The 22515-nt window shown below is 41.6% G+C and carries 20 protein-coding genes and 1 tRNA gene; 2 read left to right on the forward strand and 19 right to left on the reverse strand.

Annotated features, from left to right (window positions below):
- Positions 1 to 9: 9 nt before the first annotated feature.
- The 17 genes from LZG71_RS26610 to smpB all read right to left on the reverse strand — a co-directional run bounded on the left by LZG71_RS26610 (position 10) and on the right by smpB (position 18758).
- On the reverse strand, positions 10 to 339 hold the full coding sequence (locus LZG71_RS26610; protein ID WP_233825708.1) for a cytochrome C oxidase subunit IV family protein: 330 nt from the start codon (positions 337 to 339) through the stop codon (positions 10 to 12).
- A gap of 31 nt (positions 340 to 370) precedes the next feature.
- A complete protein-coding gene (locus LZG71_RS26615) occupies positions 371 to 1141 on the reverse strand; it encodes a cytochrome c oxidase subunit 3 (RefSeq protein ID WP_233825710.1) in 771 nt (256 codons plus the stop codon).
- A gap of 13 nt (positions 1142 to 1154) precedes the next feature.
- Positions 1155 to 1742, reverse strand: a complete 588-nt coding sequence (locus tag LZG71_RS26620) for a cytochrome c oxidase subunit 3 (RefSeq protein WP_233825787.1) — start codon at positions 1740 to 1742, stop codon at positions 1155 to 1157.
- 12 nt (positions 1743 to 1754) lie between these two features.
- Complete coding sequence (gene cyoE / locus LZG71_RS26625; RefSeq protein WP_233825712.1) at positions 1755 to 2636, reverse strand: heme o synthase; 882 nt, start codon at positions 2634 to 2636, stop codon at positions 1755 to 1757.
- A gap of 16 nt (positions 2637 to 2652) precedes the next feature.
- Entirely contained in the window at positions 2653 to 3663 is a 1011-nt protein-coding gene (locus LZG71_RS26630) for a heme A synthase (RefSeq protein ID WP_233825714.1), read from the reverse strand.
- Positions 3641 to 5515 carry a cbb3-type cytochrome c oxidase subunit I gene (locus tag LZG71_RS26635; RefSeq protein ID WP_233825716.1) on the reverse strand — a complete coding sequence of 625 codons (1875 nt, stop codon included), beginning with the start codon at positions 5513 to 5515 and terminating at the stop codon, positions 3641 to 3643. Before LZG71_RS26635 ends, LZG71_RS26630 begins: the two co-directional genes overlap by 23 nt.
- A 29-nt stretch (positions 5516 to 5544) precedes the next feature.
- Positions 5545 to 6654, reverse strand: coding sequence for a cytochrome c oxidase subunit II (locus LZG71_RS26640; RefSeq protein WP_233825718.1), 1110 nt, complete (start codon positions 6652 to 6654; stop codon positions 5545 to 5547).
- 21 nt (positions 6655 to 6675) lie between these two features.
- Entirely contained in the window at positions 6676 to 8031 is a 1356-nt protein-coding gene (locus LZG71_RS26645; protein ID WP_233825720.1) for a quinol:cytochrome C oxidoreductase, read from the reverse strand.
- 34 nt (positions 8032 to 8065) lie between these two features.
- A complete protein-coding gene (locus LZG71_RS26650) occupies positions 8066 to 8677 on the reverse strand; it encodes a cytochrome c (protein ID WP_233825722.1) in 612 nt (203 codons plus the stop codon).
- 10 nt (positions 8678 to 8687) lie between these two features.
- A complete protein-coding gene (locus LZG71_RS26655; protein ID WP_233825724.1) occupies positions 8688 to 9218 on the reverse strand; it encodes a DUF3341 domain-containing protein in 531 nt (176 codons plus the stop codon).
- 45 nt (positions 9219 to 9263) lie between these two features.
- Positions 9264 to 10697: an NrfD/PsrC family molybdoenzyme membrane anchor subunit gene (gene nrfD, locus LZG71_RS26660; RefSeq protein WP_233825726.1), complete on the reverse strand. Its 1434-nt coding sequence runs from the start codon at positions 10695 to 10697 to the stop codon at positions 9264 to 9266.
- Positions 10698 to 10750: 53 nt separating this feature from the next.
- Positions 10751 to 13843, reverse strand: a complete 3093-nt coding sequence (locus LZG71_RS26665) for a TAT-variant-translocated molybdopterin oxidoreductase (protein WP_233825728.1) — start codon at positions 13841 to 13843, stop codon at positions 10751 to 10753.
- Positions 13844 to 13892: 49 nt separating this feature from the next.
- Positions 13893 to 15179, reverse strand: a complete 1287-nt coding sequence (locus LZG71_RS26670; protein WP_233825730.1) for a c-type cytochrome — start codon at positions 15177 to 15179, stop codon at positions 13893 to 13895.
- 275 nt (positions 15180 to 15454) lie between these two features.
- Positions 15455 to 15525: transfer RNA gene (locus tag LZG71_RS26675), tRNA-Cys, on the reverse strand.
- A 91-nt stretch (positions 15526 to 15616) separates the two neighbouring features.
- Entirely contained in the window at positions 15617 to 17449 is a 1833-nt protein-coding gene (rpsA, locus tag LZG71_RS26680) for a 30S ribosomal protein S1 (protein ID WP_233825732.1), read from the reverse strand.
- Between the two features lie 197 nt (positions 17450 to 17646).
- On the reverse strand, positions 17647 to 18156 hold the full coding sequence (locus LZG71_RS26685; protein WP_233825733.1) for an HNH endonuclease: 510 nt from the start codon (positions 18154 to 18156) through the stop codon (positions 17647 to 17649).
- 143 nt (positions 18157 to 18299) lie between these two features.
- Positions 18300 to 18758 carry an SsrA-binding protein SmpB gene (smpB, locus tag LZG71_RS26690; RefSeq protein ID WP_233825735.1) on the reverse strand — a complete coding sequence of 153 codons (459 nt, stop codon included), beginning with the start codon at positions 18756 to 18758 and terminating at the stop codon, positions 18300 to 18302.
- 54 nt (positions 18759 to 18812) lie between these two features.
- Between smpB and LZG71_RS26695 the strand changes: the two genes are divergently transcribed.
- Complete coding sequence (locus LZG71_RS26695; protein WP_233825737.1) at positions 18813 to 19283, forward strand: nuclear transport factor 2 family protein; 471 nt, start codon at positions 18813 to 18815, stop codon at positions 19281 to 19283.
- 87 nt (positions 19284 to 19370) lie between these two features.
- Here the strand turns inward: LZG71_RS26695 and accD are convergent, their stop codons facing one another.
- A complete protein-coding gene (accD, locus tag LZG71_RS26700; RefSeq protein ID WP_233825739.1) occupies positions 19371 to 20213 on the reverse strand; it encodes an acetyl-CoA carboxylase, carboxyltransferase subunit beta in 843 nt (280 codons plus the stop codon).
- 259 nt (positions 20214 to 20472) lie between these two features.
- Here accD and LZG71_RS26705 point away from each other — a divergent pair, with 259 nt between their 5' ends.
- A complete protein-coding gene (locus tag LZG71_RS26705; RefSeq protein WP_255713242.1) occupies positions 20473 to 21015 on the forward strand; it encodes an NADPH-dependent FMN reductase in 543 nt (180 codons plus the stop codon).
- Between the two features lie 45 nt (positions 21016 to 21060).
- Here LZG71_RS26705 and ftsZ read toward each other — a convergent pair whose 3' ends face one another.
- Complete coding sequence (gene ftsZ, locus LZG71_RS26710; protein WP_233825741.1) at positions 21061 to 22488, reverse strand: cell division protein FtsZ; 1428 nt, start codon at positions 22486 to 22488, stop codon at positions 21061 to 21063.
- Positions 22489 to 22515 lie beyond the last annotated feature (27 nt).

The following is a 22515-nucleotide window of genomic DNA, read 5'->3' on the forward strand; positions in this document are numbered from 1 at the left end:
TAATCTAACTCAACCAAAGATGGCCTGGAAAATTGCATCTCCTTCCAGAAGAAGAGCTAAAATCAACCACGCAACGAAAATAATAGGAACCAATATCGACCATATTAACGACTTGGCCTCATGTTTTAAGTGCATAAATTCACCAACAATGTAGAATGCTTTCACAATCGTCATTACAATGAAAATACTGATTTTTAAAACACCATGAGGTACTGTGAAGGCGATGACGAATTCCAGTGCCGTCAGGATCAAAAGTATCCAGAAAGTTTTCCAGATTGCTTTACGCTGCTCCGCACCTGCGTTAGGATCCTGATTGTGTATATGATGAACTTCTGACATATGATCTAATGATTAAAAACGTTTCTGATAGTTAAACCAAATAAAAGAATGTAAATACAAATACCCAAACAAGGTCAACAAAGTGCCAGTATAGACCTACTTTCTCTACCATTTCATAACTTCCACGTTTGTCATAGAATCCTGTGGCAGCACGGAAGAAGATAAGAATATTCAAAATCACACCACTAAATACGTGCGTTCCGTGGAAACCGGTGATGAAGAAAAAGAAGTCCGCAAATGCAGGAGGTCCGTATTGGTTTTCAGTCAGATTAGCCCCGAAGACCGTTTTGGTAACTTCCACTCCATTTTCTATTACCTTGAAAACTGAACCAGTATCTGTTCCATGTATAAAGTGAGACCATTCCCAAGCCTGGCATCCAAGGAAGGTAAAACCTCCTAAGATTGTCCATAACATATATTTTTCAACTCCTGCACGATCCATCCGATGCCCGGCTTCCACTGCAAGTACCATCGTTACACTACTTGCAATAAGAATGAATGTCATGATACCGACAAACACAAGAGGTAACGACATTCCATGCAGGAATGGAACCGCTTCATATACTCTTTCTGGTATAGGCCAGTATAGATTTGAAAACTTGAAATCAGCAAAATCACCTAAGTATGCAGGAAAGCTAAATCTCTGATACCCATAAGATACGAGTAGTGCAGAGAAAGTAAACGTATCCGATATGAGGAAAAACCACATCATCAGTTTACCGTAACTCGCTTTCATCGGCTCAATACCTCCCATCCACATTTTGGGTTCTACTGAGCCAGGTGTTGTTACATGTGCAGCCATTGGTGAAAAATTATCAATTAAAAGTCAATAAAAAAACAAAAAGGTATAACCAGAGAATATCAAGAAAGTGCCAGTATGTGGTACATATCTGAATTCTCCTCAGATTCTTAGAATGAACATTTAAGCGGAAGCTTGCTGTTAACGCGGTTACCAAAACAATCAAACCAGTGATGATATGGAAACCGTGCAAACCGGTGAAAACATAAAAAAACGATCCTGATGGGTTTCCTACAAAGTAAACGTTCATCGCCACCAGTTGTTTCCAGCCTTCAAATTGCATCCACAGGAATAACAAGCCCAACACAAAAGTAATAGAAATTGCTATTTTCAATTGTTTGAACTGATCTTTTTTTGCTGCCAAATATGCCCAGTGCATTACTACACTACTTGCAATCAATACCCCGGTGCTATACCAGAATATCTTTGGCATCTCAAATTCAAGCCAGTTTCCTTCCGCTCTTCTTACCAGATACGCACTCGTTTGAGATGCAAAAAGCATGATGATGCTCACAAGGAACAACCACAGTATAAACTTAACCGGATCCATTGCTAATGGAGCCTTTGGTTCTCTATCTAAATTAACTTGCTGAATATTCTCCATCTCTTTCAATTATCACAATTTATCCAACAGAAACGCAATCTGTACGATTGGCAAATATAAAAACGAACCAAACATCAACTGCTTAGCTGTTTTATCCGTACACTTCCTCATCAAATGGAATGTCTGAGCAAGGAACAACACACCAAATACAGTTGCTACCAAGGCAGAATTAATACCCGTCATGCCCAGTTCATAAGGCAACCAACCAATTGGTATCAAGAACACAGTATAAATCATTATCTGCAATGTGGTATCCGAATCCTTCAAACCATTCGCCGGCAGCAATTTGAAACCTGCACGTTTGTAATCCTCATCCAACACCCATGCAATAGCCCAAAAATGTGGAAACTGCCAGAAAAACTGGATTGCAAAAAGAATTCCAGGTTCCAGCCCAAAGTGATTTGTAGCTGCTATCCATCCAATCATTGGAGGAAATGCTCCGGGTATCGCACCTACGAAAACTGCAATGGGTCCCACACGTTTTAATGGCGTGTAAACGAATCCGTACAGCACCAGAGACAGCAGTGAAACAAGGCCCGTTATGAGATTAAAAACTGATATAAAAATCACCAGTGATACAACACCCAAAACAACACACCATACGATAGCCTGCTTCACAGTAATTCTACGGCTTGGCAATGGTCGTGAGGCTGTGCGCTTCATCATCTTGTCCAAATCCTTTTCTATGATTTGGTTAATGATATTTGCCGAGCCAGTGATCCCGATCGACGCAATAACGAAGAGAGTAAGTTTCTCCCAACTTACATCCTTAGCTCCAAGGCAATAACCCATTGCTCCTGAAAACGCTATAAGCGAAGCTAATCTGAACTTTAATAGCTCAAAAAGTACCTTTACTCTTTCGCCTATTGATAAACCTGCTACTGCTGTTGTCATTATATCACTCCAATTTCTACGCCACTTCCCTTATTTCAAAATCTTTTCTTAAATACTTCTCGCTATTGACCAACAGCCATATTACAAATTGCAAACCGATCAAAAGTATAGCAAGTGTTAAGTGCATTGGTTGTGCAAAAGGAGGTATCCCCCAGTAAGCCATCACAATTCCGGAAACTAATTCCAGTCCCAAAATGATCTGGCAGGTTCTTGCTATTGTTTTTACTGTTTGGCTCGTTGTGGTCTTATCGACTGTATACAACCAAAACAGATTTACAGCTAACACTACGATTGAGAATGACCGGTGAATATAAAACCTGCCGTCCAACTGATCAATCAAAAGGTCTCTGGCATCATAGCCGAGCAAACGAACCACCTCATCTACATTTTCTCTTACCTGGGTTCCCAAAACGATCTGAATCACTGAAAGCGCCAGAACAATCCAACCTGTTCTATTGAGCACATCCCTGCCTCTACCAGATTCAAAAGTCTTTTTAGAGAATGCCGACCAGGTAAAAAGATAAAGAAGGATGAAAACAATAACAATTGCAACCAACATATGCACTGTAATCATCACCGGCATTAGTTCTGTTGACACAACTTTTGAACCGAGCCATCCCTGAAAACCAACCAGAACAAACGCTGCAAGGCTGTAATAGAATATCTTTTTATTACCAGCTTTAAGGTAAGGAACCGATGCAAGGAGTGTTAAAAAAATCATTATTCCCGTAACCACTCCTATCAGCCTGTTCACATACTCAATCCAGGTCTTTACCGGGTTAAATTCAATTTCCCCCTTTAACTTTGCCCCGTAAATGGTTTTATAATCATGAGGCAATTCGGAAAGTTGCGTGGGGGGAACCCATCTTCCGAAGCACTTTGGCCAGTCAGGACAACCCATTCCAGCTCCGGTACTCCTCACAACACCACCCGCAATTATCACGCAATAAAGCGCTATTACTGTATTTAAAGCCAGCCTTCTGAATCGACGGCTGGCTTTAAAATTAATGTGAGTTGAACTGATCATTAAAGTTTTGCGCCTCAATCTCTTTTTCTGTCGCAATCAATTCATTCTCATGAGGGAAATTGGACTCCAAAGTTTGTGAGTACGGAATGTTCTGTGGAATAAAGTCTTCCTTAGCACCTGGCTTGCTGTAATCATATGACCAGCGGTACACAGCTGGTATTTCACCTTCCCAGTTTCCATGACCCGGAACAACAGGCGTAGTCCATTCCAGTGTATTCGAACGCCATGGGTTAAGAGGAGCTCTCTTACCTTTAAAAATGCTATAGAAGAAGTTCCAAAGGAAGATAAACTGTGCCAGGAATGAGAATATCGCTGCTACTGATATGAACATGTTCATGTCCATAAACTTATGCGTAAAGTCGTAGCTCGTGAACTGGTAATATCTACGAGGGAAACCTGCAATACCAACATAGTGCATTGGTATGAAAATCAGGTAGATACCTATGAATGTAAACCAGAAGTGAATCTGTCCCAAAGTAGGATTCATCATACGACCGAACATTTTAGGGAACCAGTGATAAACACCGGCAAACAATCCGAATGCAGAAGCCGCACCCATTACAAGGTGAAAGTGAGCAACTACGAAGTAAGTATCATGCAATTGAATATCCAATGCACTGTTTCCAAGAATGATACCGGTGAGACCACCTGATACGAAAAGAGAAACAAGACCAATTGAGAACAACATTCCAGGTGTAAACACGATGTTACCTTTCCAGAGTGTTGTAATGTAGTTAAAGCCTTTAACAGCAGAAGGAACAGCAATAATAAGTGTCAGGAACATGAAGACCGATCCCAGGAAAGGATTCATACCTGTCACAAACATGTGGTGAGCCCAAACAATAAATGCAAGGAATGCAATACCCAACATGGAAGCAATCATGGCACGGTATCCAAAAATAGGCTTACGTGAGTTAGTTGCGATAACCTCTGATGTAATACCCAATCCTGGAAGAAGTACGATGTAAACCTCAGGGTGGCCCAGGAACCAGAATAAATGCTGGAACAAAATTGGGCTACCTCCTACGTTCGGTAAAGCTTCACCATTGATGTAAATATCAGAAAGATAAAAACTTGTTCCGAAGTGACGGTCCATGATCAACAACAATACCGAAGAAAGCAATACCGGGAAAGATATAAGACCCAATACCGCAGTAATAAGGAATGACCAGATTGTCAAAGGAAGTCGATCGAAAGACATTCCACGAGTTCTCAGGTTAATTACAGTTGTAATGTAGTTGATACCTCCAAGAAGCTGAGACACGATGAAGAATGCCATAGATGCAAGCCAGAGCGTCATACCTGCACCGGAACCCGGATGAGCCTGAGGCAGTGCGCTCAATGGAGGATAAATTACCCAACCACCGGCTGCTGGTCCTGTTTGTAGAAACAAAGAAGCAAACATCAATACACTGGCCAGAAAGAAAAACCAGTAAGATAGCATGTTCATAAAACCAGATGCCATATCCCTCGCTCCAATTTGCAATGGGATCAGGAAATTACTAAATGTTCCACTCAGACCCGCTGTTAATACAAAGAACACCATGATGGTACCGTGCATTGTAACGAGGGCAAGATAAAAATTAGGATCCAGCTTACCCGTTTCACTAATCCATCCACCCAAAACAGGTTTCAACCAGGAGAGATTAGAATCCGGCATACCCAATTGAATACGGAAGATCACAGACATGGATATTCCTATCACAGCCCAGATAATCCCGGTAATCAGGTATTGTTTTGCTATAATTTTGTGGTCTTCACAGAAGATATACTTCTGCCAGAAGTTTTGAGACTCATGGTGATGTTCGTGTGCATCGACATGGGCGGTATCCATTCCTTCAACAGCTGACATATACTATAATATATTTTAAATTATTATTACTAACGGATACTGCTACCCGCGCTTACACCTGCTGCACTTGCCGTAGCCGAGCTATCAGCTGGTGCTTCGGTAGTTTCAGGCAATCCTTTCATTGCTTTCGCTTTCAAATTATCAGGTACTTTGGCAAGATACTCTGGGTATGTCTGAAGAAAAGTCTGTTGTTCAGAGCACCATTTCTTGTATGAAGCCTCATCGTCAACAACCAGGTTGATCTTCATAGAAAAGTGTCCTTGTCCACAAATCTCAGTACAAGCTATTTCATATTTGAAATTAGGATCATTAAGCTCTGCCTGCATATCGGCTGTTGTTTTATCAGCAACAAACCAAAACTTAGTTGGCATACCAGGAACCGCATCCATCTTCACACGCATGTGAGGGATAAATACACTGTGCAAAACATCACGGGCACGAATCTTTAAAAGAACAGGTCTTCCTACCGGAATGTGCATCTCCGTTGGATTTTGGAAATCGTCAAATGAATTTTCATCCGACAAATCAATACCAACTTCATTTTGTGCATCGATCAACTTGTAATTGTAATTTCCAAGTTTGTTGTCATTTACACCTCCGTAACGAACGATCCAGTTGAACTGCTTACCGGTGATTTCAATTACTTCAGCATCGCGTGGAGCCTCAGATGTAATGTCAGACCATGCTTTCCATCCTGTGAATACAAGAAGTGCCATAACGATAGCAGGAATAATAGTCCAGATCAATTCAAGTTTATGATTGTCAGGATAAAATGAAGCACGGTGATCTTTCTTATACTGATATTTCCAGGCAAAGAAGAAAATCAAAAAGTTAACTACTGCGAAAGGTATTGTTAATATTCCCATCGAAAACCAGAACAAATCGTCTGTTCTTCTTCCGTGAACTGATGAAGCTTCAGGAAGGAAAAATTCACGTGCATGCAGATATGACCATACAATTGCAATGGTTCCTAAAACCAGTACTATTATAAATAAAGCCCCATTGACCTTATTTCCAGACGGCTCTGCGTCCTCCGACTCCTCCTTCTTTACACTCTTGATAACATCCTGGAGTCTGGAAATCACAACACCTGTGAGAACCACAAAAACAAGAGCAACTAATGCGATGATATAATACATGATAATGAACAGGTTTGCAAATTAAGCGATATCGTGATGTAATGACTCTTCCAACATTGGATGATGTCTTGGTATCAGATTAGCCTTTTCTAACTGAGACGCTACGGAATACGCGAAGGCGCTAAGGAACAATACAAAGAAACCCCACTCCAAAGGACCAAATCCTGCACTAGAACCCATTGTTCCAGGCATAACGTTAGTGTAAAAATCCATATAGTGACCAATGATTACACACCAGCAAGCTACTTTCAATATTGAATGTGTTGCCTTTGCGTCTCTTGTCATCAGGATAAGGAACGGTAAGAAGAAATTAAGAATCAAGGTTATAAAGAATGGAGCCTTGAAGAATCCATCATAACCTCTGAAACGCTCAATGAAATAGATTGTTTCTTCCGGCATGTTGGCGTAGTAGATCAAAAGGAATTGTGCGAACCATACATAAGTCCAGAAAATACTGAATGCAAATACGAACTTACCTAAGTCTCTAAGGTGACTGGCATTAACAGCACGTAGATATCCACGCTCTCTCAACATTACAATTGTCAGTGTGATCACAGCCAAACCAGCAACATGCCAGCTAGCCAATGTGTACCAACCAAACATTGTACTAAACCAGTGTGTGTCAATCGACATTACAAAGTCCCATGCCGATGTAGAAGAAGTAACTCCAAACACAACAAGAAAAGCAGTACCTAAGCGTATTGATTTATCATAAAATTCTGTTCCTCCAATTTCATCTTCTTGCAAAGAATATTTACGAATCACTTTCCACATTCCGTACCATGCAACAAAATAGAATATTAATCTACCTACAAAGAAAGGTGTATTCAAAAATCCTTGCTTGCCTGCGATGATAGGATCGTAATGTTCACCTCCAACTTCATATAAACTTGCATCCGTCCAGTGAAATAAGTCATGACCGCCAAAAAAGAAAGTGATCAACATAACAATACCTGTTACTGGAAGAAAGGCTGGTAATGCCTCAGGAATTCTTTTAAATACTGCAGACCATCCAGCTTGCGCAAGATAGTTGTAGGAAATAAAGAACATACCTATTACGGAAATACCTGTAAAGTAAACTGCATTCACCCAAAGGTTAGCCCAAATTCTTGCAGCAAGACCTTTAACATGATGACCAGCTTCCGCCGCCACATGTGCTTTGCCTGCATTTTCCGGGGTTGGATGAGCAATAGCTGATGCTGCATGCTCTGCTCCATGTGCTACTGCTTCGTGATGACCTCCGCCGCTGGCAGCCAAATAAGCTCCCAAAGCGATCAAGGCGACCCCAACGGCTCCACCTATGATTAAGTTCCTTTTAGCCCCCGAAGTAAATTCAAACCGTTCTTCTATAGAAGGAATCGAATGTGCTGATGCCATTATAAATTATTATTACTCAGTTATCAAAATGAAATTAAGCTCCCTTTTGCAGTTTTTGTACATAGTGTACAATTTTCCACCGCTCTTCCGGATTAATCTGTGAACCATGAGGCCACATACGTGCCTTACCATGTGTAATGACATGGAAAATATGTCCTTCATTCAGATTTTTGTAAGCGTCACTAGCATAATTAGGAACCCCTTTATACATAGCAGCAACTTTACCATCTCCTGCTCCCGATGCTCCATGGCAATGCTGGCAATATCTTTCATACATTACCTTTCCTTCTGCCAATGTCTTATCATTCAAAGGAACCGGATTTTTGAGTACCTTTTCAGCTATTTCAATGCTGTCCGCAGGAATGTTATAAACCATAAGATCTACTTGCGCCGAATCGCCGTCACCGAAACTAGTCTTATAATTACGTCTCGCAACTGTACCTTCTACCGGTAAGCGCATAGTTAAACCCATTGGATTAACCGGGTTGGGTTTCTCCTGTTTGTATGGCTCGTAACCTACAGGCAAATACATGTTAGGGGCATACTCTTTTCCCGGATTGTTAGGATCACGGTCACAGCTTACCATAGCAAGCATTACCATGACAATAAGGGTACCCGAATATTTATATATATTTTTCAATTTCATCGTCCAAACATTAAAATTGCTTGATGTTAACTTCCTCTGCTCCGCTATCTCTCAGGACACGTGATATTTCATCTTCTGACATTGAATTTCTTCCCATGTCAATCGCCATCACAAACTTATTATCCGTAGATCTTACATCAAATCTCTTGTGGTTATGCGCCGCAGGGCTTAAACCGTTAGAGATAAAGAATGTGGTTACCATCCCGAATGCAGTAAATAATACCGTAAGCTCAAATGTAATAGGGATGTAGTTTGGTATAGAAATAGGATCTTTACCACCAATAATCATTGGCCAGTCGATACCCATTGTCCAGATCATAAGCGTTAATGCCACACAGCATCCGGTTACACCAAACATAAAAGCTGCAATACCAATTCTGGTACGTGGGTGTCCCAAAGCTTCATCCAATCCGTGAATTGGGAATGGAGAATAGACCTCCTGTATTTTCACTCCGGCTTTCCTAAGGCGTGGTACCGCGTGTAGAACAGTATCGTCATCGTCATAGACACCGACTAAATATTTACCAGTTAACTCTGCCATATACTAATACTAATGTTAAATTCTTTCTATTCTGATATCCTATACTTACTCGCTGTCCTTATTGAAGGCCGGCTCAGCTGTGCCTTGTTGTCTCACTTTAGCTACACCAGCAATTTTCTTTGGCAGATTTGCAGATGTAGAGCGAATTACAGCTTTAACCTCGGCCATATTCACAACAGGTAAATATTTAGAGAACAGCAGGAATAACGTGAAGAACAAGCCGAATGAGAAAATATAATCTCCGATATCATACATCGTTGGCGAGAACATTGCCCAGCTCGATGGAATATAATCTCTGTGAAGTGATGTAACAATAATTACAAAACGCTCGAACCACATACCAATGTTTACCACTACTGAGATAAAGAAAGTAAACGTAATGCTGCGACGTAATTTACGTGACCAGAATAACTGTGGAGAAATTACATTACAAGTCATCATCGCCCAGTATGCCCACCAGTAAGGTCCAGTCATACGGTTGAAGAAAGCGTAATATTCATACTCAACACCTGAATACCATGCGATAAAGAACTCAGTGATATAGGCAACACCCACAACAGAACCCGTTAGTGTGATAACCTTATTCATTGTTTCGATGTGCTCAAGAGTAATGTAATCCTCTAGACGATAAACTACACGTGTGATAAGCATCAGGTTTTGTACCATCGCAAATCCGGAGAAAATTGCACCCGCAACGAAGTAAGGAGGGAAGATTGTTGTGTGCCATCCCGGTATTACCGAGGTAGCAAAGTCCATACTTACAATGGTGTGTACAGAAAGTACTAGAGGTGTAGAAAGTCCTGCAAGAATTAAGCTGATATATTCGTAACGCGCCCAGGTTTTCGCTGATCCATCCCAGCCCATTGCAAATGTTCCGTACATAAGACGAGAAATTTTGCTGGTTGCACGGTCACGGATGGTAGCAAGGTCAGGAATAAGACCAATGTACCAGAAAACAAGAGATACTGAGAAATAAGTACTGATCGCAAAAACGTCCCATACAAGAGGTGAGTTGAAGTTAACCCATAATGAACCGAAAACGTTTGGAAGAGGCAATGCCCAATATGCCATCCATGGACGCCCCATGTGCATAAGGATAAAAGAAGCTGCACAAATAACGGCGAAAATGGTCATCGCCTCAGCAGCTCTGTTAATAGATGTTCTCCACTTTTGGCGGAAAAGCAAAAGGATTGCAGAAATAAGTGTTCCTGCGTGACCAATACCAACCCACCATACGAAGTTTGTAATATCCCAGGCCCAACCTACGGTTTTGTTCAAACCCCAAACACCGAGGCCTTCCCACCAGGTCCATGCCAAACAAACGGATCCATAAGCCAAAACGACAAGAGAAATACCGAAAGCTATTTTCCACTCTTTGGTAGGAGCCCCTTCAACATGGCGACATATATCCTCCGTTACGTCTGCGTACGTTTTTCCACCTTGAATAAGGGGTTCTCTCACGGGTGAAGTAACATGCATACTACTCTAATTTATAATGATTTAATCTTCAAATTAATACAACTATACAGAAATTAAGCGTGCTCTTTCTTTGCCTCAGCCTTCGCAGCAACATCTTTATTACGAACCTTCGTCAGATATGAAATCTGTGGACGAACGTTGATCTCTTCAAGCATATGGAAAGCCCTTCCTTCACGCTCTTCTGAAAGAAGTTTTGATATTTTACTTTCCGGATCATTCATGTCACCAAAAGTGATTGCATTGGTTGGGCAAGAACTACCACAAGCCACATTTACATCTCCGTCCGCTACACGCCTTCTCTCCTTTTTAGCTGTTAATTTAGCTTCTTGGATTAAGTGAACACACATTGAGCATTTTTCAATAACTCCACGTGATCTAACTGTTACATCCGGGTTAATGACCATTTTACCCAGATCATTATTAAAGTTGTAATCGAAGTTATCGTTATCGAAGTACTTGAACCAGTTGAAACGACGAACTTTATAAGGGCAATTGTTTGCACAATATCTGGTTCCAACGCAACGGTTATACGCCATTTGGTTTAATCCTTCTGAGCTATGCGTCGTTGCTAATACCGGACATACCGTTTCACAAGGTGCATTGTTACAATGCTGGCATAACATCGGCTGGAAAGTAACTTCAGGGTTTTCAGAAGCGATCTCCAATCCTCTCAAATCCTCTACATCGGCATCACTGCTGTAATAGCGGTCAATACGCAACCAGTGCATTTCACGCGCATTGATTATTTCCTGACGACCAACAACAGGGATGTTGTTTTCTGCCTGGCAACTAACCACGCAGGATCCGCAACCAAAACATGTGTTCAGGTCAATGACCATTCCCCATGAGTGATTTTTGTATTGATGTCCATTCCAAAGAGACAGATCCGTAGCATCTACTGATCCTTCCGAAGTAGGTATTTTAGGAACAAATCGTCCTGCCATTGGATCTTGCTGGAAATGTGCTAGCACTGTTTCCTGAAGAACCGACTTACGATTCATTACCGTATTATGCGTCTGTGTTTGAGCTATTTCTCTCGTTTCGCCTGTTTTAGAAACCGTTACATCTCCTGGTGCGAATGATAAGAAGCCTTCTGCGAAAGTTGCAAGAGGGTAAACATTTTTACCTACTCCGTTTGCAGACTTACCAGCTTTCTCACGACCGTATCCAATTGCGATTGCAACTGTACCAGAAGCCAAACCTGGCTGTATAATAACAGGAACTTCAATTGTTTTTCCTTTAAGATCAACCTTGACAACATCTCCCTGAGCTACCCCAAGTTCCGTTGCTGTTTTCTGAGAAAGACCAGCGTGGTTATCCCAGCAAGCTTTTGTAACTGGCTCAGGGAATTCCTGTAACCATGGATTGTTAGCTACCGCGCCATTTCCAATACCTACATTTTCAAATATGGCAAGTTCAAGTCCCGTTGAGTTCGCTTTATACTTTTTAGCAATATTAGCAACAGAAGCGGCAAGGTTACCAGTGAAAGCAGGTGCAGAAGAAGTGACAGTTCTGTTGGATGCGAAAACGCCATCATGCAGCGCTTTCACCCAGAATTTTTCAAAGTCACCAGAACCTCCCTGAGTATATATATTTTTACGCCAGTACGACTTCATGTATTCATGAAAATCAGCAGGTTGATCTGCCCATTTCAATAAACTTGATTGTGCCTGTCTGGTACTGAATATCAAACCGATAGTGGGTTGAGCAAGACTATAAAAACCAGCCTTAGGCTCTGCATCGTTCCATGACTCCAGATAATGAGGAGCAGGAGCGATATATTTGAACAATGAAGAAGTTTCATCAGCGCGATCATTAAATGATACGCTCAGACTAACTTTTGGCAAAGATGCTGCAAGTTCAGCTCCACGAGGATGGTCATAAACCGGGTTAGCGCCATAAAGAATTACAGCATCTACTTTTCCACCTTTTACTTCATCAACGAAACCATTCATTGCGATATCATCGCCCTGACGCAAGTAAACCGGATTGTCTATATCGATGGTTGAACCATAGCTACCCAACAGGCTGTTCAAAGCATTAACAACCACCTGTACCGATGGATCATTAACACCACAAACGACCAGCGCCTGACCTTTTGCCGCAACCAATTCAGCAGCTGCCTTGTCAAGATTCGCCACTTCAATACTTGGAGCAGCGATCGCCTGACCGCCAAGTTTCGCAGCAACTTTGTTATATAAAGCTGTTACTACCAATCCCAATTGAGATGGCTTAACAGCTGTCCTATAATCAGCATTCGAGCCTGTAAGAGACATAATTGCCTCAAACTGATACAAACGTGACATTTCTTTCTTACCATCTTTACCGCTTCCTACTGCACGGGCCTGAGCAAATTGTGCAGAGTAATTCTCAGGAGCGATCCATGTTCCAAGAAAATCAGCGTCAATTCCTACGACTAATTTTGCCTTGCTGAAATCGTAAGCCGGAAGTACCGCCTTACCGAAAGAAAGCTCATTACCTTTTACCAATGCGGAAGACGAGTTGGCATCATATACAACGTGTTTTGTTGTAGGATACTTTGTTGTAAAATCCGCAATTACTGATTTGGTTGCCGGGCTAAGGATAGTTGAAGAAAGTATTCTTATTGCTCCACCTTTTGCTGCAATTGATTTCAACTGATCAGCAATTTCCTTATCAATAGTGTCCCAGCTAACTTTTGTATCTTCTCCTTTTTTAGGACCTTTCAGTTTTTCGTTATCATATAGCCCTAATAATGATGCATGCACACGTGCACTTACACCACTAGAAGCCTGGGAAAGTGAATTTCCCTCAATTTTAATTGGTCTCCCCTCACGGGTCTTTACAAGAATACTTGCATAGTCACCACCTTCAGAATACGTAGATGCATACCAGTTTGAAATGGTAGGGAACTCTCCCTCAGGCTTGTTTACGTAAGGTATTGCTTTTTTAACAGGCGCTTCGCAGGCAGCAAGAGAAACCGCTGCCATTCCGAAACCCAAAACTTTTAAGAAATCCCGGCGATGTGTTCCAACTCCATCAACCAAACTCTCATACTGACTTTCAGTTGGTCCATCAGGAAATTCAGTTGCTGCATTTTTAACAAATTTCTCGTCGTTCCGCAGCTCTTCAATTCCCCGCCAGTATCTTTTATTAGTATTTTCCATAAAACTATTCAATACAAATGAGTCGTATTCCTGTAGTATTTTATATTGATTAATAGTGGCATTTAGAACATTCCAAACCACCGATATCAGCAACTTTTAAAGCGTCTTTGCTTTCTGTACCATGCAACTGTACAAGTTTGTCGTAGTACTGGTTGTCTTTTGTATTAACCTCAGTTTGACGGTGACAGTCAATACACCATCCCATTGTAAGGGAAGAACGCTGCTGAATCACTTCCATTTGGGCAACATCACCATGGCAGGTTTCACATTCAACACCACCTACATTTACGTGTTGCGCATGGTTAAAGTAAGCCAGATCAGGAAGGTTGTGTACACGAACCCACTCAATCGGCTGGTTGTTTTCTATAGAAGTGTAGATTTTCTGAATCTCCGGAGACTCTTTCTTGATCACACCGTGGCAGTTCATACAAATGTTTGCAGAAGGAATGTGTGCAGATTTACCTCTGTTCACACCGGTATGGCAATAATTACAGTCAATTTTATACTCTCCGGCGTGAAGCTTGTGAGAGAATGATATTGGTTGCTTAGGAGCATAACCTTGCTGAATACCTACGCTGTATGCACCATCAAGTGTCGCTTTCAACACCAATAGGACAAATATCCAGATTGTAGCAGAACGAATGGAAGGATCCGTTGCGATGTTCTTTACTGAATTACCGAACCTTGTCAGGAAGTCAGCCTTAGGAGCTGTTTCCGTTCCACCGGTTACTGCTTTCGAAAGTAGAGAAACGATAACAAGCAAGACGCCGAGTACCAGTAACATCACAACTACCAGCGCAACCACCACGATCATAAACAAATCTGATGGACCGGAGTCAGCTGCACCAGCGGCAGCAGGAGCACCACCAGCAGCGGCAGCGGTAGGAGCAGGCGCAGCAGCAGCCTGATCTACATAAGCAAAAATCCCTTTAATATCATCTTCTGATAAATTAGGGAAACTTGTCATCTGAGCTTTCGAGTACTCGTTATATAACTTAACAGCGTATGGATCTCCCGAAGCAATAACTGCCTGAGAATTTTTAACCCATTTAGTTAACCAGGCCATATCCTGACGTGTAGTAGCACCTTTAAGACCAGGACCAACTACTCGCTCATCAGTTACAGCATGACATTGAGCACAATTGTTTTTAAAAAGTGACTCACCTTTTGCAGCATCACCACCACCAGCGGGAGCAGCTCCTGCAGCAGCCGTACTATCCTGAGCCCATAGCAAACCCGGGGCGCTGAGCATAATGGTCAGAACGATGGCTACAAATGTTTTCGAGCACTTAATGAAGGAACAAAACTTAGAGTCTTCAGGGAATGGTATATACATAATCAACTATTCATTATTCTTCAACAGACAAAACTAGTGTACGATTTTTTATCCACAAAAGTATTTGGAGTATATTTTGGAAGGACATCTTATTTATAATTCTTCTAATTTATAGAGTATGACGAAAGTCATAAATGAGGATTATACTTTCTGAATTTCAAGTATTTAACAAAAAAATACCACTTGCGACTGCCAGAAAATGTGGCGTATCTCAAATGGTATTTTATCAAAATTGACCTGATGCAACGAACGCAAAACAGGGCATAATCCTAGCGAGGTTCCGAGCGGATTCGAACCGCTGTACGAGGTTTTGCAGACCTCTGCCTAGCCACTCGGCCACGGAACCATTATCGGGTTGGCTGTTGCTGTTAGCCTCAGCCAACCCGGGTGCAAAAGTATTAAATATTTTCTCTACTCCGCACTTTTATTCGTTTTTATTACTTTTTTTCTTTCTTTTCGCTTTCTTCGAATTGTTCTTTCAAAGCAGAAAGTACGCTTAAGTCTCCAAATGTTGACTTCTCGCCTTCTTTTATTGAAGAATCAGAAGCAGAAGCTTTAGCAGCTTGAGAAGATCCAGCGCTCTTAGGTGCTTTTTCTTCTTTTTTCTCAGCAGCAGCAGGTGCAGCAGATGGCTTCACTTCTGAGTGCGTAAGAACGATCTTCTTCTCATCTTTAAGGAATTCAAGAACTGTGAAGTCAAGGCTCTCACCTACTTCTGCAACAGAACCGTCTTCTTTTGTAAGATTTTTGATCGCTGCAATTCCTTCAATTCCATAAGGAAGTTCAAGTGTTGCGAACTTATCACCTTTTGCAACGATAGTGGATTTGTGAACAGATCCGATTGCAAAGATAGTCTCAAAAGTATCCCAAGGATTTTCTTCAAGTTGTTTGTGACCCAAAGCAAGACGACGGTTGTCCGCGTCAAGTTCAAGAACTACAACTTCAAGTTCGTCATTTACTTTAACGAAGTCAGAAGGATGTTTGATTTTCTTAGTCCATGACAAGTCAGAAACGTGAACAAGTCCGTCGATTCCTTCTTCAAGTTCGATGAACAAACCGAAGTTGGTAAGATTACGAACAACACCTTTGTGACGAGTACCAATTGCATACTTATCTTTCAATGAACCCTGAGTCCATGGATCTTCAGTAAGTTGTTTGATACCAAGTGACATTTTACGCTCCTGACGATCAAGAGTCAATACAACTGCACTGATCTCGTCGTTTACGTTCATAAACTCCTGAGGATTGCGCAGGTGCTGAGACCATGACATTTCAGAAACGTGGATCAAACCTTCAACACCTGGTTTGATTTCAAGGAATGCGCCGTAATCAGCAACGTTAACAATACGTCCTGTAACTTTTGATCCAACCTGGATTTCTTCTGCAAGAGAATCCCATGGGTGAGACTGAAGTTGTTTCAAACCTAAAGAGATACGTTTTTTCTCTTCATCAAAGTCAAGAACAACCACGTTCAATTTCTGATCCAAAGCAAGAAGATCAGATGGGTGGTTGATACGACCCCATGAAATATCAGTAATGTGAAGAAGACCATCTACACCACCAAGATCGATGAACACACCGAAGTTTGTCATGTTCTTGATTACACCTTCAAGTACCTGACCTTTTTCAAGGTTATTCAGGATTTGTTGACGTTGTGCTTCAAGATCTTTTTCGATCAATATTTTGTGAGATACAACTACGTTATCATTTGCGTAATTGATCTTAACAACTTTCACTTCCATACGCTTTCCAACAAAAATGTCGAAATCACGAATTGGTTTCACATCGATTTGTGAACCTGGCAAGAAAGCCTCGATACCAAATATATCCACAATAAGACCACCCTTAGTTCTTCTCTTAACGTTGGCATCAATAACCACGTCTTCGTCGAACGATTTCTGGATGTTATCCCATGCAGTAATAACTTTCGCTTTTTTGCGGGATAATACAAGCTGACCTTGTGCGTCCTCCTGGTTTTCTACATACACTTCCACTTCGTCCCCGATTTTCAAACCAGGAAGGTCACGGAATTCATTGAATGAAACGATACCATCAGATTTGAAACCGATGTTAAGAATCACTTCACGATCTGTAATACCTACTACTACTCCTTTAACTACTTCTTTTTCCTGAACAGGAGAAATGGTAGTGTCATACATTGCTTCAAGGCGAGTACGGTCAGCAGCTGAGTAACCTGTACCGAAACCTTTGTCTTCTGCTTTTTCCCAATCGAAATCAGGAAGTGCTTGTGTTTGTTTTTCCTTAGACATAAATAGGACTTGTTGCTCTGGAATACATCAGCTCGCGAGCGAAATAGCTGAAATTGATGAAAATGATATAATTTTAAAAAAACAGAGCGCAAAGGTACAAGTTCTGCTGGTTAAAATCCAGAGACACAAGTGATTTTAATTAAATAATATAGAAAAAGGTATTATTTGCAAAGAAAAGCGAGGGACAACGCGGAATGTTAGCGAGCTCGCTCCTTTACGCCAAGATAGGGAAGCCAATTTTCATCTGCCAATCCTGAGAAATCACGGATGAACATTAAGAAAGAGGGCCGAAAAGGCCGTTGACGTAAAGGCATCCCAACTTCCTCAGGTGTATGATCTCCTTTGCGGGAATTACAACGTTTACACGCCGTAGCTAAATTATCCCAGTTGGTCTTGCCGCCACGTGATTTGGGAATAACGTGGTCGAGGGTGAGATTATCGTGGGTTCCGCAATATTGACAGCGGTTCCCGTCCCGCTTGAATACGTTGTGTCGGCTCATCACCACCCCGCGGTAAGGAAGGTGAATATAGTGGTGAAGGCGAATAACGATTGGCAAAGGATATTTGCTGCTTACAGTTCGCAAAAAATCATGCGGCGACTCTGCCAGCATTTCTGCCTTATTCATGTATACTAACAAAAACGCCTTTGGAACGGTGCAAACACTTAATGCGCTGTAATCCTGATTAAGAACCAGTACTTTACCCATGAGCCTTTGAGGTAATTGATTCTGACAATATATGAAATTTTGCGTAAAAAAACCTGCATACAAATTTACAAATAGTCAAAATTTAACATCAAACCCATTGAGAAACAACATGTCCGGCTCTATGCGACACCGCAGAGGGCATACTAGTAACCTCCCCGGTCTGTCTCACGCTTCACATCACGCTCTTTTATGGTTTCTCTCTTGTCATAAAGCTTTTTACCTTTTGCCAGCGCTATATGTAATTTCGCAAAACCCCGCTCACTCGTAAAAAGGCGTACGGGTACAATCGTGAGACCCTGATCCTTTAAGTTTTCTGTTAGACGCTTCCGTTCTCTTTTGGTGATAAGAAGTTTGCGGTCCCGCATCGGGTCATGATTGTAATGAGTACCTTCTGTATAGGGCGATATATGAAGACTTCTTACGTAAAGCTCATTATCCATAAAAAGGCAATACGCATCCTGGAAATTCACTTTTCCCTGCCTGATGGATTTTATCTCAGTACCCGTCAGCGACAATCCTGCTGTAAACTCTTCTACAAAAAAATATTCGAAGGATGCCCTTCTATTCTTTATATCTACTTTTTTAACTAATTTTTCCGACATTCTTTTTTTATTGAAAGAGGTGTAAAATTAACCTTTTCTAAAACTATACCAACAATGGTTTTTCATACCAAATGTCAGATTCTCCTTGTTATACTTCTACTAGCCTTTGGACAAGATCACGCCATGGCTCAGAACCAGCATGAAAAAATACGAGCAACAATTGATCGCTTTTTTGACGGAATGCGTACTGGAGATTCATCGCTTGTTAGAAGTACACTTGCTACAAAATCTTCTTTATCCACTATATTAAAGAATTCCACAGACTCACTCATCATCAGACAGGAACCTGCTGAGCAATTTATAAAAGCGGTAGGAACGCCACATAATGCTATTTGGGATGAAAGAATTTATGACATTATTGTTCATATAGACCAACCAATGGCAACTGTATGGGCTCCGTACAAATTTTATGCAGGAGACAAATTTTCTCATTGCGGCGTAAATGTATTCATTCTCGCATTATCAGCAACAGGATGGAAAATCAGTAGCATAACTGATACGAGAAGAAAAGACAATTGCCCATGAAAACGATCTCCTGAATAAAGAAAAACTACATGACTTAAACGCCGGAGGCGGTTGTCATGTAGCTATAACTTGTCAAAAAAAGCAAGGTCAACTCAACATGGTGAGCAAACTTGTAAGTTTATCTTTCAGGTCTTTGCGGTCAACAATAAAATCAAGGAAACCGTGCTCCAATACAAATTCAGCACTTTGGAATCCTTTTGGCAGATCTTTTCCAATCGTCTCTCTAATTACACGAGGCCCTGCAAAACCAATTAATGCTTCGGGTTCTGAAATATTAAAATCTCCAAGCATCGCGTAAGAGGCTGTTACCCCACCTGTGGTAGGATCGGTAAGCAAAGAAATATAGGGGAGTTTTGCTTCTGAAAGTAATGCAAGCCGGGCAGAAGTTTTAGCCATCTGCATTAAAGAAAATCCTGCCTCCATCATACGCGCACCTCCTGATTTCGATATCATCAGAAAAGGTAATTTTTTCTTCAGCGCATAATTAATAGCCCGGGCAATTTTTTCACCTACAACAGATCCCATCGAACCGCCGATAAAATTAAAATCCATACAAGCGATAACGATTTCCAGATCGTTCATTTTACCATAACCAGTTCTTACTGCATCGTTAAGACCAGTCTTCTGTATTGTGGATTTTACGCGATCCGGGTATGCTTTTGTATCTACAAACTGCAACGGGTCTCCCGATGTCAGGTTAGCATCCAACTCCGTAAATTTATTGTCGTCGAATAAAAGTTCAAAGTATATATCCGAACCCACCTTGTCATGATAGTTGCAATGGGGGCAAGTATAAGCGCTCATTTTGTGCTCACGCGTAGGCGTTACTTTTTTGCACTGAGGACACTGGTACCATAGCCCGTCCGGTGCTTCACGCTTCATTTCGGTGGGTGTATTAATACCTTTTTCTTTTCGAATAAACCAAGACATACTATTATGTGAGTTAACGCCTTCAATAAGGAACTGAATACCAGATCTTTATATTATTTTCATGATGAATTAAGGGGTCAAATATAGCAATAAATCTTGGGTAAAAGGAAAGAGCGGATTCTTATTCCCAATTATCAACGCCGTTGATTCAAGTAAACCATGGCTATTTACTGAACATATTCGCCCGAAAATTGTTTCTTTACAAATAACTTAACATTACATCCGATTGAAATACCGCGATTTTACGATCGCCTGTCCAATGAGTCTATCTGATCAGCCTATTGTAATTATTGTTGGCACGAACCGCCCCGATTCGATGTCCCGAAAAATTGCCGAATATTACCAGGATATCCTGAATCAATTGAATGCTCCGAGCTTAATTCTGGATCTTGTTCATTTACCTCACGATTTCACAGTTTCAGCCATGTATGAAAATATTGGTAAAAATGAGAAATTCAACGGTTTAAGAGCCTTGTTGGAACAGACTAATAAATTTGTCTTTATAGTACCTGAGTACAATGGTTCTTACCCGGGCGTTCTGAAAGCATTCATCGATGGTCTGCCGTACCCGAACAGTTTCTCCAATAAAAAAGCTGCGCTGGTAGGCCTATCTTCGAATACACAAGGTGCAGCCATAGCCATGAGTCATCTGAATGACGTATTCAGCTATTTGGGTATGAATACACTGGCGCTTAGAGTTAAACTGGCGCAGATAAAATCTCATTACAGCGAGAAAGTCATTTCTAATGCGTTATACAAGGAATTGCTCGAAATGCAGGCTGAACAGATCATTCGGTTTTAGAAGATTCCACCAAAATAAGAAAGAGGAGCTTAAAGCTCCTCTTTCTTATTTTAACCAGTGTTGTTCCATCTCGCTGGCCGGTATTGCCGGCCGCTTCCAGAGGTCAATCTGACTTCTTCTATATGCTGGTCCTTCAAGGTCTGTATACTTTACAATTCCCTCTTTGAAGAACTTAACCATCGCATTTATTTTGTCCGCCTCTTCGTTAGACCAATCATCTTCACCCGATGAATCAATGATTGATACATGACGCATATCTCCTTTGGGAACCACAATCTCATCATCAAGTATCAGATCTACTGAGCCGGTTCTCGTACCACTTACTTCTCCTGTAAGTACAAGTTCCTCTTCAAAAGCATCTTCCGGCTCCAGCACAACGGGAGCTACATATGCAGCTTCTTCGCTCGCTCTGATCATACTTTTAGTCTGCATTCCGGGAATAGGCGATTCAATGCTGTCAAAACCCGCCGCTACGATGGTAACGCGTAGTTTATCTCCCAGAGAATCATCTGTAATTGTACCCAGCTTAAACATACGCGCTTCGCCGCCAACCTGAGACAAGACAAACTGCCAGATCTCACGCTGCTCTTTCATGGTTGCTTCTTTTTTCTTACTGGTAGCAAGTGTAACCAAAATACGTTTTGCGCCACGTATATCACGATCGTTCAATAACGGAGAATCCAGAGCTTCTTTGATAGCAAGCTGTGCACGATCGGTTCCGGAAGCCTCAGAGGTTCCCATCACCGATTGACCTGCTCCTTTAAGAACCTTCTCTACGTCTTTAAAGTCCGTGTTGATATTACCATTCGTGGTAATAATTTCAGAAATACTTTTTACCGCATTGAGCAAGATACCGTCAGCTTCCGCAAAAGCCTGGGTAAGTGTCATATCCTCGTAAAGCTCTTCAAGCTTATCATTCAAAACGACCAGAACTGTGTCACTGAATTCTTTCAGTTGCTCAATCCCCTCAAGTGCCTGTTCCTTTTTATCCAGTCCTTCCCATGTGTAAGGCGCTGTAACTACTGCAACAGTCAACTTGCCCATTTCTTTGGCCAGCTGTGCGATTACCGGAGCTGCTCCTGTACCAGTACCACCACCCATACCGGCCGTGATGAATACCATTTGGGTAGACCCTCCGAGAAGTGCTTTAATCTCTTCTATGGTTTCAAGGGCTGCTTCTTTTCCTTTAGTTGCGTCTGTTCCTGCTCCAAGACCCTGCGTAAGCGTAGCACCCAGCTGTATTCTTACAGGTACGGGGCTATTGGCCAAAGCCTGGCGGTCGGTATTACAGACAGCAAATTCTACATCTTTGATCTTTTTTTCAAACATGTAATTGACTGCATTGCTTCCTCCACCGCCTACGCCTATTACTTTGATGATAGCAGGCTCAGCCTGACTTCCTCCATTGGGGTCTTTCACGATTTCGTTCACAATATAATCCTGGTCTAATGCGTGCAACAAACTGGTATTCATATTCCCGGGGTTGATTGGTGTAATGCT

It is taken from the genome of Dyadobacter sp. CY312 (assembly GCF_021390535.1).
Taxonomy (GTDB): Bacteria; Bacteroidota; Bacteroidia; order Cytophagales; family Spirosomataceae; genus Dyadobacter.